Origin of the sequence: Corynebacterium sp. DNF00584 (assembly GCF_001552965.1) — a bacterium.
Lineage (GTDB): Bacteria > Actinomycetota > Actinomycetes > Mycobacteriales > Mycobacteriaceae > Corynebacterium > Corynebacterium phoceense.
In genome coordinates, this window is record NZ_KQ959728.1 from 105365 (window position 1) to 119889 (window position 14525).

The following is a 14525-nucleotide window of genomic DNA, read 5'->3' on the forward strand; positions in this document are numbered from 1 at the left end:
CGGCGTTGGGTGAGACTTTCTTTTCCTGCTAGGAAGCCTTTTCAGCTTTCTCTACGGCTTGCGAGTAGAGCTTGAATAGGTGCTCCACGATGGTCTTTTCTTCGCAACCGGGTTCTAGACCATAGGCACGCTCGACAGCTGCATCCAGTGCCGCGTGAGCCTTAGTGAGCTCGGGGTACATCCAGTCGTTGTCGGGGTCATACATTTGCGCGATGGTCGAGTCTGGGTACTGGGCGCGTGCGTCGAGCACGGCCTGGCCGAGCTGGGCAATTTCCGCTTCCTGTTCGGGCGTGACATCTGGCCAGATGAGGTTGTTGTAAACAATCCTGCCTGAGTAGCTGTAGTCGGACTTCAGGCGAACGCCGACTACGCGCATCCATGCATTGTGTAACCGAGAATGAAGCACTGCGAAATGGTATCTCGTGGCTTCGGGGACTAGCTTTACCTTGTTCGAGCAAAAGTTTTCCGGCGTGATGAATCCGATAGGTATGTAGTTTCGGCGCCGAGAAGACACTTCAGGGATGAGTAGAGAGTTCGAGGTCGCAATAATCTGCGTCCCGAATCGTTGTGGAGTTTCAGCGGCCTTCAGCGTCTGTGATCGCCTTGACTTCAGGCGGTATGCCCTAACTGCTTCGACTCGTTCTCTCACCCGGGGCAAGCTTTGAAGCTGTGCCGGCATAGCATCGCCGACCCACATGACCCAACGCTCAACGCCTTGGATGAACTCGCGCGAGCCGTACCAGCGGTGGAAGAAGGGCGCTGCCCTCGGCTCAGCGGCCAGGAACTCCGCTTTCTCTTCGGCTGTGAACAGGTAGTTTCCATCGTCGATAGGTTGCGAGCCAATCCCCATACTGGGTACATCTGAGAGCGGCTTAGACCGGCTCCATACGAAGACCTCGGGCGCGTCCTTGAGGTAAGCGTTTAGTTGTTTCGGGTGGCTTATTTCAGGCTCGCCCGTCACTGTGGGGTAGTGGAAGAGTGTCTTTGGTCCTCCGATCTTGGAGAAGCCGACGATGACGCAGTAGACGGCTGCTTGGTCTGCTGCGCCGTTGGTCCATTTGAACGTGTCGTGTGCGAAGTCGATGCGGATGCCCATGTCCCAGAGACGGCTCCATACGTTCGCGACTTGCTCACCTTGGCAGATGCTGTTGGTTGAGACAAAGGCTGCGCGGATGTCGTAGTCGCCTAAGTACTTGGCGGCTTTGGCGTACCAGCCGCCTACGTAGTCGATGTTGCCCAGGTTCTTCGTCGCACCGATGGACTTGAACGTGGCCTGTAGCTCGGCCTTTTGTTCCTTGGACTGGTTACGCGCGCCCAAGAATGGTGGGTTTCCAATAACGAAGCTGCACTGGTCCGGTTCAAGGATGTCTGCCCAGTCGAGCTGTAGCGCGTTGCCAAGCATGATGTTCGCAGAGTCGCGCAGCGGAAGGTTATCGATGTTTGCTGAGGTGAGAATCTCGGTCTCCGCGTCGGCTTGTAGCTTGGCAATCCAAAGCGCAGTCTGCGCGACCGATACCGCGAAGTCGTTGATCTCAATGCCGTAGAACTGGCTAATATGCACCTTGATCTGTGAGGACTCACCGCCAAAATCGAGCGCGGTCTGGTCATTCGCTAACTCAGAGAGCACCTTGTTTTCCAAGCGGCGCAGACTGATATAGGTCTCAGTGAGGAAGTTGCCCGAACCACAAGCAGGGTCGAAAAAGGTCAGGCTGGCAAGTTTATCGTGGTAGCGCTTGAGGTTGTTGCGCCGTTTGACTGCACCCACACCCGGCTCATTGATGATGTCTGTCAGCTCATCGGTCAACGCATCCAAAAACAGCGGGTCAATGACCTTGTGAATGTTCTCAGGACTGGTGTAGTGCATACCCCCTTGGTGACGAGTTTCAGGATTGAGTGTGGACTCAAAGACACCACCGAAGATCGTTGGGCTAATGTGCGACCAGTCCGTATCCGCCGACAGCTCGGTAATGAGCAGCTCGCGAATTTCGTCTGTGAAGTTAGGGATCTCAACATCTGTGCCTGTGAACAGGCCACCGTTGACGTAGGGCATGACCGCAAGTGCCTGCTCATCATACGGGTCACGCTGGTCTAACGGTGTATCGAGCTGGATAAACAGGCGCTTGAGGGCGAGACGCAACGCGGACGCATTGAAAGGGGCTAAGTAGTTCAACACCGCGTTCTTCGGGAAGATGCCCGCGTCCTCGGCAAACAGGCAGAACACCAAGCGCACACACAACACGTTGAGTGCATGCTGGGATGCGGCAGAATCCGGGTCAACGTACTGCTCGCGCAGCAGCTTGTAGAGCTTGCCGATAAGCTCGCCAGCTTGCAGTGATGCCTTCTGCTCGCGTCGGGCACGTTGCGCCTGCGGGTTGACCAGGAAGTCGAGAAGATGCAGCTGCTCGGGCAGCTCTTCAAGCTTGAAGGACTCATACTCGGTTTCTGGAAAGTCATCATCAAGATGATGAATGCGGAACTCACCGAAGTTACAGATGACAATGTAGTCCGGGCGCTTGGAGTTACGCTGCTGGTCCGCATAGCGCTTAGCCTGCTGGTACGGCGTGACCATCGTGCCCTGGCGCGGCTCCGGCTTGTCCATGTCGATGCCGAGCGACTTCTGCTCAATGAACGTCTTCGCATCGGGGACCACAACATCGATCCAGCCTGCGCCAGAGGTACGAGACTCAAAATGCAACGCCGTGGTCTGATTTCCCATCCCCAGCACCTCGGAGCACAAATCAATCCAAAACTGTTGGGTATCTGACTTCTCAGCACCCCGGTCTTTCCACCGCGAAGCGAAATCTCTAGCAGCAGCAACACGCTGCGCATGTGTCATCTCAGCCATGTAGGCAATTGTCTCATGCGCACGACAGACACAAGGCCGAAACACCGAATCTGTGCGAGGGACGGGTGGGCGGTGTCAAGTGCGATTGCGCAGAGTTGCAGAAATGATTCTGCCGCCGCGTGCAGGGGAGCAAGCGGCGGCAGAGGTGGTGGCAACGAGGCACTGGCAAGCGATGCCCCGGCATGCTGCGGGCTTGGGTGAGGGGGCATCGGCAAGCGATGCCGCTAGGGTGGGATGTCCTACTTGATGTCGAGGATGGGCTCGCCCTTGTTGATCTGGGTGCCGTTCTCGACCTTGAGGTCCTTTACGGTGCCAGACTTGTGGGCCTTGACGGGGTTTTCCATCTTCATGGCCTCGAGGACTACGACGACGTCGCCCTCATTGACCTCGGCGCCTTCTTCGACGTTGACCTTGATGACGGTGCCCTGCATGGGCGCTGCCACGGTATCGCCGGAGACGGCTGCCTTGGCGCCGCCACCGCGACGCTTCTTCGTCTTCTTACGTCCGCCGGTGTTGCCGAAGAAGAGATTGCCCGGCAGGGCGACCTCGACGCGGCGTCCGCCGATTTCGACGACGAACTTCTGGCCGGGTTCGTTGTCTTCTGCCGACGCGCCAGCGTCGGCGTCCGGATCTGTGTACGGCGGCAGGCCGTTGACCCACTCTTCCTCGATCCACTTGGTGTAGACGCCGAAGGAGCCGTCTTCTGCGGTAAACGCGGGGTCCTCGACGATGGCGCGGTCGAAGGGGATGACGGTGGGCAGGCCGGTGACGGTGTACTCGGCCAGGGCACGGCGGGCGCGCTGCAGGGCCTGCTCGCGGTCCTCACCCCAGACGATGAGCTTGGCGAGCATGGAGTCGAAGTTGCCGCCCACGACGGTGCCAGCTTGGACGCCGGAGTCGACGCGCACGCCGGGACCGGCGGGCTCGGAGTACTGGACGATGGTGCCCGGTGCCGGGATGAAGCCCGCGGCAGCGTCCTCGCCGTTGATGCGGAACTCAAAGGCGTGGCCGCGCGGAGCGGGATCCTCGGTGATCTCCAGTGGCAGGCCCTCGGCGATACGGAACTGCTGGCGCACGAGGTCGAAGCCGGTGGTCTCCTCGGTGACCGGGTGCTCGACCTGCAGACGGGTATTGACCTCAAGGAAGGAGATGAGACCGTCGGAGCCGACGAGGTACTCGACGGTGCCGGCGCCGTAGTAGCCAGCCTCGCGGCAGATGCGCTTGGCAGACTCGTGGATGGTGGCGCGCTGCTCATCGGTGAGGAACGGGGCTGGGGCCTCCTCGACGAGCTTTTGGAAGCGGCGCTGCAGGGAGCAGTCGCGAGTACCCATGACGATGACGTTGCCGTGCTGGTCGGCGAGGACCTGGGCCTCGACGTGGCGGGCCTTGTCGAGGTAGCGCTCGACGAAGCACTCGCCGCGGCCGAAGGCGGCGGTGGCTTCACGGGTGGCAGACTCGAAGAGCTCGGCGACCTCGTCGCGCTCGTAGGCGACCTTCATGCCGCGTCCGCCGCCGCCGAAGGCGGCCTTGATGGCGATGGGCAGGCCGTGCTGGTCAGCGAAGGCCTCGACCTCGGCGGCGTCCTTGACCGGGTCCGGGGTGCCGGGGGCCATGGGGGCATCGGCACGCTCCGCAATGTGGCGGGCCGTCACCTTGTCGCCGAGATCGGCGATGGACTGCGGGGAGGGGCCAATCCAGATGAGGCCGGCGTCGAGGACGGCCTGGGCGAACTCGGCGTTCTCGGAGAGGAAGCCGTAGCCCGGGTGGATGGCGTTGGCGCCGGACTTCGCGGCGGCGTCGAGAATCTTGGCAATGTCGAGGTACGACTCGGCAGAGGTCTGACCGCCCAAGGCGAAGGCCTCGTCAGCGAGTGCGACGAACGGGGCGTCCGCGTCCGGCTCGGCGTAGACGGCGACAGAGGCAATTCCAGCGTCACGTGCGGCACGGATGACGCGCACGGCGATCTCACCGCGGTTGGCGATGAGCACCTTGGTGATCTTCTTGGTTTCAACAGTCACGGCTTATTTAAAACCTTCCTAGTTTGTTTGTGCTCGGACTATTATCGCACACAAAAACATGAGTGATCCGTCAGGTTTCTAGAAATTTGATCGACAAAGCCCTTACCTGCACTTTTGTCGCGGTTAAAGACGGTGCGGCGTGTCGGTAAGGGCTCGTTCGGTGGTGTGAAGGGTTTAGCGCTCGATGGGCATGCGGATCATGTTGCCCCACTCGGCCCAGGAGCCGTCATAATTGCGGACCTTCTCAAATCCCAAGAGGAACTTGAGGACGAACCACGTGTGGGCTGCCTGGCTACCGAGGTGCGAATAGAGGATGGTGTCCTTCTTTGGATCGAGTTCCGCGTAGGCCTCGTCGAGCGAGGCGCGTGAGCGGAAGGCGCCGTTGGAATGCACGGCGAGTGACCACGGCAGGTTGACGGCGCCCGGGATGTGGCCGTGGCGGATGGTCGTGCCGTAGGAAGAATCGCCCTTGGGGGAGAACTCCGTGGCGATGCCTTGGTACTCCTCGGTGGGGCGAGTGTCGACGAGGGAAGCGTCGCCCAATTCGGCGACGAAGGCGCGGTGGTCCGCGTCGTCGCGTTCGGTGACGGGGTACTCGGACTCCGGGTGCTCCGGGACGGCGTAGGAGGTATCGCGTTCCTCGTTCATCCAGGCGTCACGGCCGCCGTCGAGGAGGCGGACGTCTGGGTGGCCGTAGAGTTCGAAGACCCACAGGGCGTAGGTGGCCCACCAGTTGTTCTTGTCGCCGTAGACGACGATGGTGTCGTCGCGGTGAATGCCCTTGGAGCGCATGAGTGCTGCGAAATCCTCGGGGCCGATGATGTCGCGGGTGAGCTTGTCCAGCAGATCCGTGTGGAAGTTGATGCGTGTGGCCGTGGGGATGTGGCCGATGTCGTAGAGGAGGTTGTCTTCATCGACCTCAATGACGCGCAAGCCAGGAATGCCCAAGCGGGCGGACAGCCACGGCGCGGAAACCATGCGTGAAGGAACGGCGTAGTCCTGGAACGACGGATTTGGGTCGGTCTCAATCATGGTCCTGGTGGCCTTTCTGTTGATTCAGGACGGGCTGAGGGTGAACTCCCTAGCGTAGTCTTTAGCCCTTTTACAATACCGCGATACCCAACAAGGGGTAACGTAATGTGGTCTCGGATACACGTGGGGGGCTGGTTATAACAACGATGCAGGTGGGGTGCGTGGGCCGTGGGTAGGTGGGGTTAATCACGGTTTCTTTAGCGCGCGAAAACGAGTGTACTCAGGTAATTTTTAGGCGAGGGCCGGAGGAATTCCCTTTACGCGCCCACAACAATTTTTCCCAGGGACGAAAGGTAAATTGCTGTGCACAAGGCAATCGTGGTTTTTGAGGTTGAAGGCGGCTCCGACAAGGGACCGGACGGCCACCGCAAGGACACCATGCCCATCGTGGAGGCCATCAAGGCCAACGGATGGGACTCGGAGGTCATCTACTTCCACCCGGACAACGCGGACGAGATCTTCGAGCGCGTCTCCCAGAACTTTGACGCCTACATCTCGCGCGTCAACCCCGGCAACATCCCCGGCGGCGAGAAGGGCTACTTCGAGCTGCTCACCAAGCTGGCGGACGCCGGGCTCGTGGGCATGTCCACCCCGGCCGACATGATGGCTTACGGCGCCAAGGACGCTCTGGTTAAGCTCAATGACACCCCGCTCGTGCCGGAAGACACTGCGGCCTACTACGAGGTCTCCGACTTCCACGAGACCTTCCCTACCTCCCTGTCTTTCGGTGAGCGTGTGCTCAAGCAGAACCGCGGCTCCACGGGTGAGGGCATTTGGCGCGTTCGCCTCGCTGATGCAGATCTGGCTGCCTCCGTCGAGCCGGGCACCGCGCTGCCGCTCGACACGGCGCTCAAGTGCACCGAGGCTGTCGACAACAAGACGCATGATTACACGCTGGGCGAGTTCATGGACTTCTGCGACCAGTACATCATCGGCGACAACGGCATGCTCGTCGACATGCGCTTCATGCCGCGCATTGTCGAAGGCGAAATCCGCATTCTCCTCGTGGGCAATGAGCCGGTCTTTATCGTCCACAAGAAGCCGGCCGAGGGTGGCGACAACTTCTCCGCGACGCTCTTCTCTGGCGCGAAGTACACCTACGACAAGCCGGAAGCCTGGCCGGAGCTGCTCGCCATGTTCGAGCGCGCCCGCCCCGTCATCGCCGAGAAGCTTGGCGAGACCGGCCACGTCCCGCTCATCTGGACCGCGGACTTCATGCTCGCCGACGGCGAGAACGGCGAGGATACCTACGTCCTCGGCGAGATCAACTGCTCCTGCGTGGGCTTCACCTCGGAGCTCGACATGGGCATCCAGGAGAAGGTCGCTGCGGAAGCCATCTCCCGCGTCGAGGCGGCCGACGCGTAGCGCACGTGCCTTCACGGTCAACGCGAGAACCTAGGAATCTGGCGATGACCCGCACCTCCCATATGATCGGGAGGTGCTTTTTTAAATCGTCGTGGCAGTCATCATGCTGCTCGTGGTGAGCGTCGTCGTCGCTGTCGTCACACCGGTCCCGGAGCTCGACATCGAGCCCGACCTCATCCTCCCGCCGCTGCTCTACGCCACGGCGTTGCGGCCGGCGCCGTCATGAGCCCTTCCGATGCCGTCGCCACCTCCATCGTGAAGAAGGCCGGCGTCAACCGCCGCGTCATCTCCATCCTCGATGGCGAGGGACTCATCAACGACGTCGGCTCTGGTCACCCTGCGCACGGCGCTGCTCGCCGCGAGGGTTCTGTCATCGTCTGGTCCGGCATGCGTGGTGCCGTGAGGTTCGCCGCGGCGCAGACCATCCCCGTGGGCACGCGGCCTCCGCGAGGAAATCGGCGAGGCGGTTTCTGAATTGCTCGAGGTATCCGTCAAGCCACATGGGGTCCCGTTCTGTCGCGCGTGAAGCGCGCCTTAGTCGAGCAGCTGCGCCACGCAGTCCGGGTCCGCGTCGGAGAGCATCTGACGCAGACGGTCGTACTCGTCTGTCTCGCCGATGGCCTGGGCGGCGTGGGCGAGGGCGGCCCAGGAGCGTAGGACGCCCTGGTTAGGCACGTGGGCGAAGGGGACTGGACCCCAGCCCTTCCAGCCGTTGCCGCGCAGGCGGTCGAGGCTGCGGTGGTAGCCGGTACGGGCGAGGGCGTAGGCCGTGATGTAGGCGGTGGGCAAGGCCTCGTCCTCGCGGACGCGGGCGAGCTCCTTTTCGGCGAGCAGCGCCCACACGAGCGGGGAGCTGGGGTGTTCGACGGCGCCCTGCGTAAGGTCGGTGACGTCGTGGCCGGGGTCTTCCGGCAGCAGGATGGGATCCGGGGCAAGCATGTCTTTCATTTCCATGTTCGCCACTCTACGCAGGATGGAGGGAGTCGCGTGGCTAGTTGCGCGGCAGATTCCAGAATTCCGAGGCGTTCACCCCAAACTCGTAGAGCGCGCGGCGCACGACGGGCAGGGACAGGCCGATGACCGAGGAGGGGTCGCCCTCGATGGCGTCGATGAACCAGCCGCCGAGGGCCTCGAGCGTGAACGCGCCCGCGCATTGGAGGGGTTCGCCCGAGGCCGCGTAGGCCGCGATGTCGGTCTCGGAGGCCTGCGCGAAGTGGACGGTCGTCGTGGAAGTCTCCACGTAGCGCTTGTCGCCGAGCAGGATGCAGTGTCCGGTGAGCAGCTGCGCGGATTTGCCCGCTTGGGCGCGCCAGCGCTCGACAGTGCGCTCCTCGGTGTGCGGCTTGCCTTGGAGCTGCCCGTCGAGCAGCAGCATGGAATCGCCGCCGATGACGACGTCATCAGGGTAGTGGGGCGCGATGGCCTCGGCCTTGGCAGCGGCGAGGGCTGCGACGACGTCGCCGGGGGCGGCATCGGCAAGCTCAGCCTCGATGGCGCGCTCGTCGACGTGTGCGGGGCGTAAAACGGGTTCGACCCCGGCGCCGCGCAAGATGGCTGCGCGGGACGGGGACTGAGAAGCGAGAACGATACGCATGCTTTAGTAGTAGCGCACGTTGCGGAACGCGGACGGGTTGAACCGGTGGCCCGGCTCGGTCCACAGATCACGCGTCTGCTTCGTCTGCGCGGCCTTGGCGCGGGCGTCCGCGTCGAGCTGCGTGAGGACGGCGGTGAGAGCCGCGACCTCGTCGTCGCTGGGGTTGCCCCGCAGGACCTGAATGACGGGAGCGTTCATAGCTGCCTCCTTGGGTAGTTTCTAAAGAACGATATTGCTGTGCTTCTTGGCGGGGGTCGAGACGATCTTGCGCTCGAGGAGACGCAGGCCCTCGATGAGGTAGCCGCGGGTGGCGGCCGGCTCGATGACGGCGTCGACAAGGCCGCGCTCGGCGGCCTGGTACGGGGTGAGGAACTCTGCAGCCTCGGCCTCCTCGACGCCCAGGGTGCTGGCGAGCGTCGTGGCGTCCGCGACGGCGATCTCCGCGGTGGGCCATGCGTAGGCGAGGTCCGCGCCGAGATCCTTGGAGCCCATGACGACGTAGCCGGAGCCGTACGCGCGGTGCAGGACCACGGTGAGTTTGCCCACGGTCGCCGCGGCGTAGGCCTGGACGAGCTTGGATAGACGTGCTGGCTGCGCGGTGAGCTCCGGGGTGTCGACGAGCTCGATAATCGGCGTGTTGAACGCGTCGCACAGGCGGATAAAACGGGCGGCCTTCTCCGCTGCGGCCTCGTCGAAGCCGCCGGCCGTCGCGATAAGGCCGACGGTGCGGCCCTCGAGCCGGGCGAATGCGGTGGAGATGCCGCGCACATCGGCCTGGAGCTCGAGGACGTCATCGAAGAGGGCGTCGACGATGGCGCTCATCTCGAAGGAGCCGTTGTCCGCGATGGCCGCGTTGAGCGCGCGGTCGGACTCCGAGATATTCTCCGCGATGGAGCCTGCCTGGAGGGCGGCGTCCGTGCGCGGGGCCTCTGCGCGGTTATTGGAAGGCAGGTAGCCCAGCACGGTGCGGGCGGCGGCGATGGCCTCGTCCGCATTTGCGGCGTGAAGGTGGCCGCCCTCGCCGATCACGATATCCGCCATGACCGGGGCGAGCGTAGCCAGCGGGGCGAGCTCGCCGACCTGGATGGCGACCTGCGGGATAAGCCCCGAGGCGCGCGTGACGCGCTCGAGGATGCGCGCCTGCATGGCGAGCGTGACGATGCCCTCCTGGGCACGCGGGGCGCCGGCCTCGACGATGGAGACCATGGGCACGCCGGTCTTCAAAGCTAGGTCGTAGAGCTTGATGATCTTCTCGCCGTAGACCTCACCCATCGTGCCATCGAAGACGGTGGCGTCCTGCGAGTAGACGCAGACCTTGCGGCCATTGATCGTGCCGTAGCCGGTGATGACGCCGTCCGTGTAAGGACGGTCGTGCTCGCGGCCGAAATCCTTGGAGCGGTGACGGGCGAGAGCGTCCGTTTCCACGAAGGATCCGTCGTCCATGAGGGCATCCAGCCGCGCGCGGGCCGCTGGGGTACCGGCATCCGCGCCGAGTGGCGAGCGGGACTCGGCAATCTTATTACCGAGGTCCTCAATCTTGCCTGCAGTGGTTTTCAGATCAGTCATAACGCCTTAGTTTACAAGCCGGAACCGGCAGGGGTCGCATCAGCGCTGCCAAGCGGTGCGCGCTGGTGTGGTCCTGCCGGTTGTTGCTCCGTGTGATTTACAGCGGGATATTTCCGTGCTTGCGGGCCGGGCGGGCGACGTTCTTGTCCGCGTAGAGGCGCAGGTTCTTCGCGATGGTGGAACGGGTCTCCGACGGCAGGATGACCGCGTCGATGAGGCCGCGCTCGGCCGCCTTGTATGGGTTGAGCATGTGGTCTTCGTACTCACGCTCGAAGGACTTGGCGAGCTCGGCGACGTCGAGGCCCTTCTCACGAGCCTGCTTGAGCTCCTTGCGGTAGATGAAGCCCACAGCGCCGGCGGCACCCATGACGGCTATCTGGGCGGTCGGCCATGCCAGGTTGACGTCAGCGCCCAGGCCCTTGGAACCCATGACACAGTACGCGCCACCGTAGGCCTTGCGCATAGTGACGGTGATCTTCGGGACGGTGGCTTCGCCGTAGGCGTAGAGCAGCTTCGCGCCGCGACGCAGGATGCCGTTGTGCTCCTGGTCCGAGCCCGGCAGGAAGCCTGGGACATCGACGAGGAGGACGATCGGGATGTTGAAGCTGTCGCACGTGCGGATGAAGCGTGCGGCCTTCTCCGAGGAGTCGATGTCGAGGCAGCCGGCGTACACCATGGGCTGGTTAGCAACGAAGCCGACGGTCTTGCCCTCGATGCGACCGAAGGCGACCACGACGTTCTCGGCGCGCGCTGCCTGGATTTCCATGTACTCGCCGTCATCTGTGAGCGCCTCGATGACGTCGCGAACGTCGTAGGGCTGGGTGGGGGAGTCCGGGATAATCTCATCGAGAACGAGGTCGTCTGCGGTGATCTCGTCGAGTTCCTCGTAGGACTCGACGGGAGCGAGCTGGCGGTTGTTCGACGGCAGGTAGCTCACGAGATCGTGGACCCAGTCGAGTGCGTCCTCGTCCGAGGATGCCGTGTAGTGCGAGTTGCCGGCCTCCTTCATGTGGACCTTGGCGCCGCCGAGCTCTTCCTGCGTGACCTTCTCGCCAGTGACGGTCGTGATGACGTCCGGGCCGGTGACGAACATCTTGGACTTCTCGTCGACCATGACGACGAAGTCGGTCAGCGCCGGGGAGTAGGCGTTGCCGCCAGCGCAAGCGCCCATGATGACCGAGATCTGCGGGACGACGCCGGAGGCCTTGATGTTCTGGTAGAAGGTTGCGGCAATCCAGTCGAGGGACACCGCGCCGTCTTGGATGCGCGCGCCCGCGCCCTCGTACAGGCCGATGAGCGGGCGGCCAGTGGTCACGGCGAGTTCCTGAATCTTCACCATCTTTTCGCCGTAGACCTCGCCGAGCGCGCCGCCGAAGACGGTGCCGTCTTGGCTGAAGATGCACACCTCGCGGCCGTCGATGGTGCCCCAGCCGGTCACGATGCCGTCCGTCACGGGCTTCTTGGCGCCCATGCCGAAGTCCGTCGTGCGGTGCACGGCGAGCATGTCGGTCTCCACGAACGAGCCTTCATCAAGCAGGTAATCGAGGCGTTCGCGTGCCGTCAGGCGGCCAGCTGCGTGGACTTTCTCATGCGCCTTTTCGCCCATGGGGGCCTGGGCGGCCTCGCGGCGACGCTTGAGCTCAGCAATCTTCGCGGCGGTGGTGTCCGCGGCGGTTTCGAGTTCCGTCAAATGTGAGGAAATAGTCATGTTTGGAAATCGTACTGGCACGACCGGCGGTTTTCCACACTGCCGCGCCGGTGATTTGTATCACGAAACTAGTTTTCGCAGCTCAAACGTGAGGAAATCATCAAAAATTTTTCTGAAGTGGTCTGGTGGCGTGGCGCGGGGCTGGGGGTGGGCCCGCTGGGTTATATAAAAAGCGACCCCGCGGGCCTTGGAAAGGTCGTGCGGGGTCGCTGAGGGGCGGGAGTTTATGCAGCCCACCCGAAGCTGGACAGAAAGCCTTCGGTCGCTGCGAGCTCCGCGGTGCGGGGAGCTCGGCCAGTGGTGGACTCGAATGTGGAAATAATCTCAGCCGAGGTGGCCGGGACTAGGTCGTGCTCGAGCAGGTGCTCGGCGACGCGGGCGGCGGCGGGGGTCTCCTGAATGAGATCGAGGCCGGTGGCCGTGGAGCCGCCGAAGGCTGAGGACAGCGTGTCCAGCAGGGTAGTGATCGTATTCATTGTCGAACCTCCTTTGTCGATCATCGGGGATGTGTGCATCCCTCTCTAGGGGAAGAACGTCCGAGCGTTATCGCTCGGACGGCACTTCGTTGGTAAGTGCCCACTATACATGTTGACCTATGTTTGGGCAAAGTTCTTGTTAAGGCTATGTTTACCTGCTGTTCACCTAGTGGGGAATGTGCGGGTGGGGTGGTGAAAAACGGCGACACGCCGCATGCACATAGATATGCACGCGGCGTGTCGTTGAAGGGGCTAGTGAGAGCCTCCGAGGTTTCCGAAGAGCTCCCAGCCGAAGTAGTGCTCCAGCGTGCCCTTGGAGATCCATAAGATGGCCACGACGATGACGGCGGCGAGGAACGCGTAGACGGTCCAGCCGAGTACCTTCATCTGCGTGGAGGCCTCGGTGTCGCCGACGATGACACCCTGGTCGTTGCGGATAGGGTCGCCGGTCATGCAGCGCATGCCCAGGGCGAAGAGGAGGGGAATGCCGGCGCCGAAGATGAGCGCGAGCCCGGCGACGCGGAAGATGGCGATGGCGATAGATGCGGCAGTCATGAGCGAGTTACCTTCTTAACAGTGCTTACAGGTTCTTGGCCTGCGGAGCGGGGGAAGCCGGGTCGTTGATGGTGGAGGCTGCGGCTGCGGTAGCGACAGCGCCTTCGTTGGCGACGGCCGCGGGGGTCTTGGGCTCCAGGGAGGAGTCGACGGACTCGGCGTCCGCGTCCCACTCGTCGTTGACGTTGGATGCGTCGACCGGGTTCATGCGGGCGCGGATGACCATGATGACCGCCATGGCGATGAGAATGATGAAGTCGACGATGACGCCCACGGTGGTGGTCGTAGCCGCGGAGACGCCCGTTGCGACCCACCAAGAAGCGAAGCCGACGGCGGCGGCGCACGGGATGGTAATCAGCCAGGCGGATACCATGCGCATGGCCACGCCCCAGCGGACCTCGGCGCCCTTCTTGCCGATGCCGGTACCCATGATGGAACCGGTGGACACGTGCGTCGTGGACAGCGCCATACCGCCAGCGGCGGAGGTGAGGATGATAGCGGCGGAGGTGGCCTCAGCGGCCATGCCCTGCGGGGACTCAATCTCAACGAGGCCCTTGCCCAGGGTGCGGATAACGCGCCAGCCGCCGGAGAGGGTGCCGGCCGCGATGGTGACGGCACAGGCAACGATGACCCAGGTCGGGATGCGCTGGTCGGAGACGGCTTCGCCAGCAGCGACGAGGGCGAGGAAGATAACGCCCATGGTCTTCTGCGCGTCACCGGCACCGTGTGCGAGGGAGACTAGGCATGCGGTGACAATCTGGCCGTGACGGAAGTGCTCGTTCTTCGTCTTGTCCGGGATGGTGTTGGTGACCCAGTAGACGAGGGCCGTTGCGGTGGCGGACACGAGGGCTGCGATCACCGGCGAGGCGAGGGCCGGCACGATGATCTTGCCCATGATGGACGACCATGCGACGCCGCCGGTGCCCATGGCGGCGAAGGCCGCGCCGATGAGGCCGCCGAACAGAGCGTGGGAGGAGGAGGACGGCAGGCCGAGGAGCCAGGTGAACAGGTTCCAGAAGATGCCGCCGATGAGGCCGGTGAAGACGACGATGAGAAGGTTCTCGCCGTCCGTGGCGCTCGAGAGGTTGTAGGAGTCAAGGTTGACGATGCCCTTGGCGACGGTTGCCGCGACATTGACGGACAGGAATGCGCCCACGAGGTTGAGGGCGGCGGAGATGGCAACTGCCGTGAACGGCTTGAGGGCGCCGGTGGCAATCGAGGTTGCCATAGCGTTGGCCGTATCGTGGAAACCGTTGGTGAAGTCAAAAGCCAACGCGGTGATGACCACGATGGCGAGAATAAGCAGGGTCGCTGTCACGGCGGAGATTTCTTTCTTGTACGACGGGATGGCTCTGTTGCGGCTTCC

General features: G+C 63.0%; 14 protein-coding genes. 3 read left to right on the forward strand and 11 right to left on the reverse strand.

Annotated elements, in window-relative coordinates; genetic code table 11:
- Window positions 1-28: 28 nt before the first annotated feature.
- The 3 genes from HMPREF0307_RS00900 to HMPREF0307_RS00910 form a co-directional block, all read right to left on the reverse strand.
- Entirely contained in the window at window positions 29-2845 is a 2817-nt protein-coding gene (locus tag HMPREF0307_RS00900; RefSeq protein WP_066485090.1) for a class I SAM-dependent DNA methyltransferase, read from the reverse strand.
- Window positions 2846-3084: 239 nt separating this feature from the next.
- Complete coding sequence (locus HMPREF0307_RS00905; RefSeq protein ID WP_066485091.1) at window positions 3085-4863, reverse strand: acetyl/propionyl/methylcrotonyl-CoA carboxylase subunit alpha; 1779 nt, start codon at window positions 4861-4863, stop codon at window positions 3085-3087.
- A gap of 174 nt (window positions 4864-5037) precedes the next feature.
- Window positions 5038-5895, reverse strand: coding sequence for a sulfurtransferase (locus tag HMPREF0307_RS00910; protein WP_066485097.1), 858 nt, complete (start codon window positions 5893-5895; stop codon window positions 5038-5040).
- 303 nt (window positions 5896-6198) lie between these two features.
- On the opposite strand from HMPREF0307_RS00910, the gene HMPREF0307_RS00915 reads away from it, so the two are divergent.
- From HMPREF0307_RS00915 to HMPREF0307_RS00920, 3 genes are all read left to right on the forward strand, one after another.
- Window positions 6199-7260 (forward strand): Cj0069 family protein, encoded by a 1062-nt coding sequence (locus HMPREF0307_RS00915; RefSeq protein WP_066485099.1) that lies wholly within the window; start codon window positions 6199-6201, stop codon window positions 7258-7260.
- A gap of 91 nt (window positions 7261-7351) precedes the next feature.
- Window positions 7352-7486, forward strand: a complete 135-nt coding sequence (locus HMPREF0307_RS13405) for a hypothetical protein (RefSeq protein WP_255356834.1) — start codon at window positions 7352-7354, stop codon at window positions 7484-7486.
- Entirely contained in the window at window positions 7483-7734 is a 252-nt protein-coding gene (locus HMPREF0307_RS00920; RefSeq protein ID WP_066485101.1) for a hypothetical protein, read from the forward strand. Before HMPREF0307_RS13405 ends, HMPREF0307_RS00920 begins: the two co-directional genes overlap by 4 nt.
- A 60-nt stretch (window positions 7735-7794) precedes the next feature.
- Here HMPREF0307_RS00920 and HMPREF0307_RS00925 read toward each other — a convergent pair whose 3' ends face one another.
- The 8 genes from HMPREF0307_RS00925 to HMPREF0307_RS00960 form a co-directional block, all read right to left on the reverse strand.
- Window positions 7795-8214, reverse strand: coding sequence for a DUF3151 domain-containing protein (locus HMPREF0307_RS00925; protein ID WP_066485111.1), 420 nt, complete (start codon window positions 8212-8214; stop codon window positions 7795-7797).
- A 37-nt stretch (window positions 8215-8251) separates the two neighbouring features.
- The gene (locus tag HMPREF0307_RS00930; RefSeq protein WP_066485113.1) at window positions 8252-8854 is read right to left on the reverse strand and encodes a Maf family protein; all 603 of its coding nucleotides are present in this window, start codon (window positions 8852-8854) and stop codon (window positions 8252-8254) included.
- 3 nt (window positions 8855-8857) lie between these two features.
- Window positions 8858-9052 (reverse strand): acyl-CoA carboxylase subunit epsilon, encoded by a 195-nt coding sequence (locus HMPREF0307_RS00935; protein WP_066485115.1) that lies wholly within the window; start codon window positions 9050-9052, stop codon window positions 8858-8860.
- Window positions 9053-9073: 21 nt separating this feature from the next.
- Window positions 9074-10420, reverse strand: coding sequence for an acyl-CoA carboxylase subunit beta (locus HMPREF0307_RS00940; RefSeq protein WP_066485123.1), 1347 nt, complete (start codon window positions 10418-10420; stop codon window positions 9074-9076).
- A 97-nt stretch (window positions 10421-10517) separates the two neighbouring features.
- A complete protein-coding gene (locus tag HMPREF0307_RS00945; RefSeq protein WP_066485126.1) occupies window positions 10518-12128 on the reverse strand; it encodes an acyl-CoA carboxylase subunit beta in 1611 nt (536 codons plus the stop codon).
- 224 nt (window positions 12129-12352) lie between these two features.
- Complete coding sequence (locus tag HMPREF0307_RS00950; RefSeq protein WP_066485132.1) at window positions 12353-12604, reverse strand: adenine nucleotide alpha hydrolase family protein; 252 nt, start codon at window positions 12602-12604, stop codon at window positions 12353-12355.
- 252 nt (window positions 12605-12856) lie between these two features.
- Window positions 12857-13159 (reverse strand): hypothetical protein, encoded by a 303-nt coding sequence (locus tag HMPREF0307_RS00955; RefSeq protein WP_066485134.1) that lies wholly within the window; start codon window positions 13157-13159, stop codon window positions 12857-12859.
- 25 nt (window positions 13160-13184) lie between these two features.
- Window positions 13185-14477: an inorganic phosphate transporter gene (locus tag HMPREF0307_RS00960; RefSeq protein ID WP_066485141.1), complete on the reverse strand. Its 1293-nt coding sequence runs from the start codon at window positions 14475-14477 to the stop codon at window positions 13185-13187.
- Between the last annotated feature and the right edge of the window lie 48 nt (window positions 14478-14525).

Bases quoted from the DNA above. Each gene is read 5' to 3' on its own strand.
- HMPREF0307_RS00900 (WP_066485090.1), bottom strand. From the start codon at position 2,845: ATGGCTGAGATGACACATGCGCAGCGTGTTGCTGCTGCTAGAGATTTC.
- HMPREF0307_RS00910 (WP_066485097.1), bottom strand. From the start codon at position 5,895: ATGATTGAGACCGACCCAAATCCGTCGTTCCAGGACTACGCCGTTCCT.
- HMPREF0307_RS00920 (WP_066485101.1), top strand. From the start codon at position 7,483: ATGAGCCCTTCCGATGCCGTCGCCACCTCCATCGTGAAGAAGGCCGGC.
- HMPREF0307_RS00925 (WP_066485111.1), bottom strand. From the start codon at position 8,214: ATGGAAATGAAAGACATGCTTGCCCCGGATCCCATCCTGCTGCCGGAA.
- HMPREF0307_RS00930 (WP_066485113.1), bottom strand. From the start codon at position 8,854: ATGCGTATCGTTCTCGCTTCTCAGTCCCCGTCCCGCGCAGCCATCTTG.
- HMPREF0307_RS00935 (WP_066485115.1), bottom strand. From the start codon at position 9,052: ATGAACGCTCCCGTCATTCAGGTCCTGCGGGGCAACCCCAGCGACGAC.
- HMPREF0307_RS00940 (WP_066485123.1), bottom strand. From the start codon at position 10,420: ATGACTGATCTGAAAACCACTGCAGGCAAGATTGAGGACCTCGGTAAT.
- HMPREF0307_RS00945 (WP_066485126.1), bottom strand. From the start codon at position 12,128: ATGACTATTTCCTCACATTTGACGGAACTCGAAACCGCCGCGGACACC.
- HMPREF0307_RS00950 (WP_066485132.1), bottom strand. From the start codon at position 12,604: ATGAATACGATCACTACCCTGCTGGACACGCTGTCCTCAGCCTTCGGC.
- HMPREF0307_RS00955 (WP_066485134.1), bottom strand. From the start codon at position 13,159: ATGACTGCCGCATCTATCGCCATCGCCATCTTCCGCGTCGCCGGGCTC.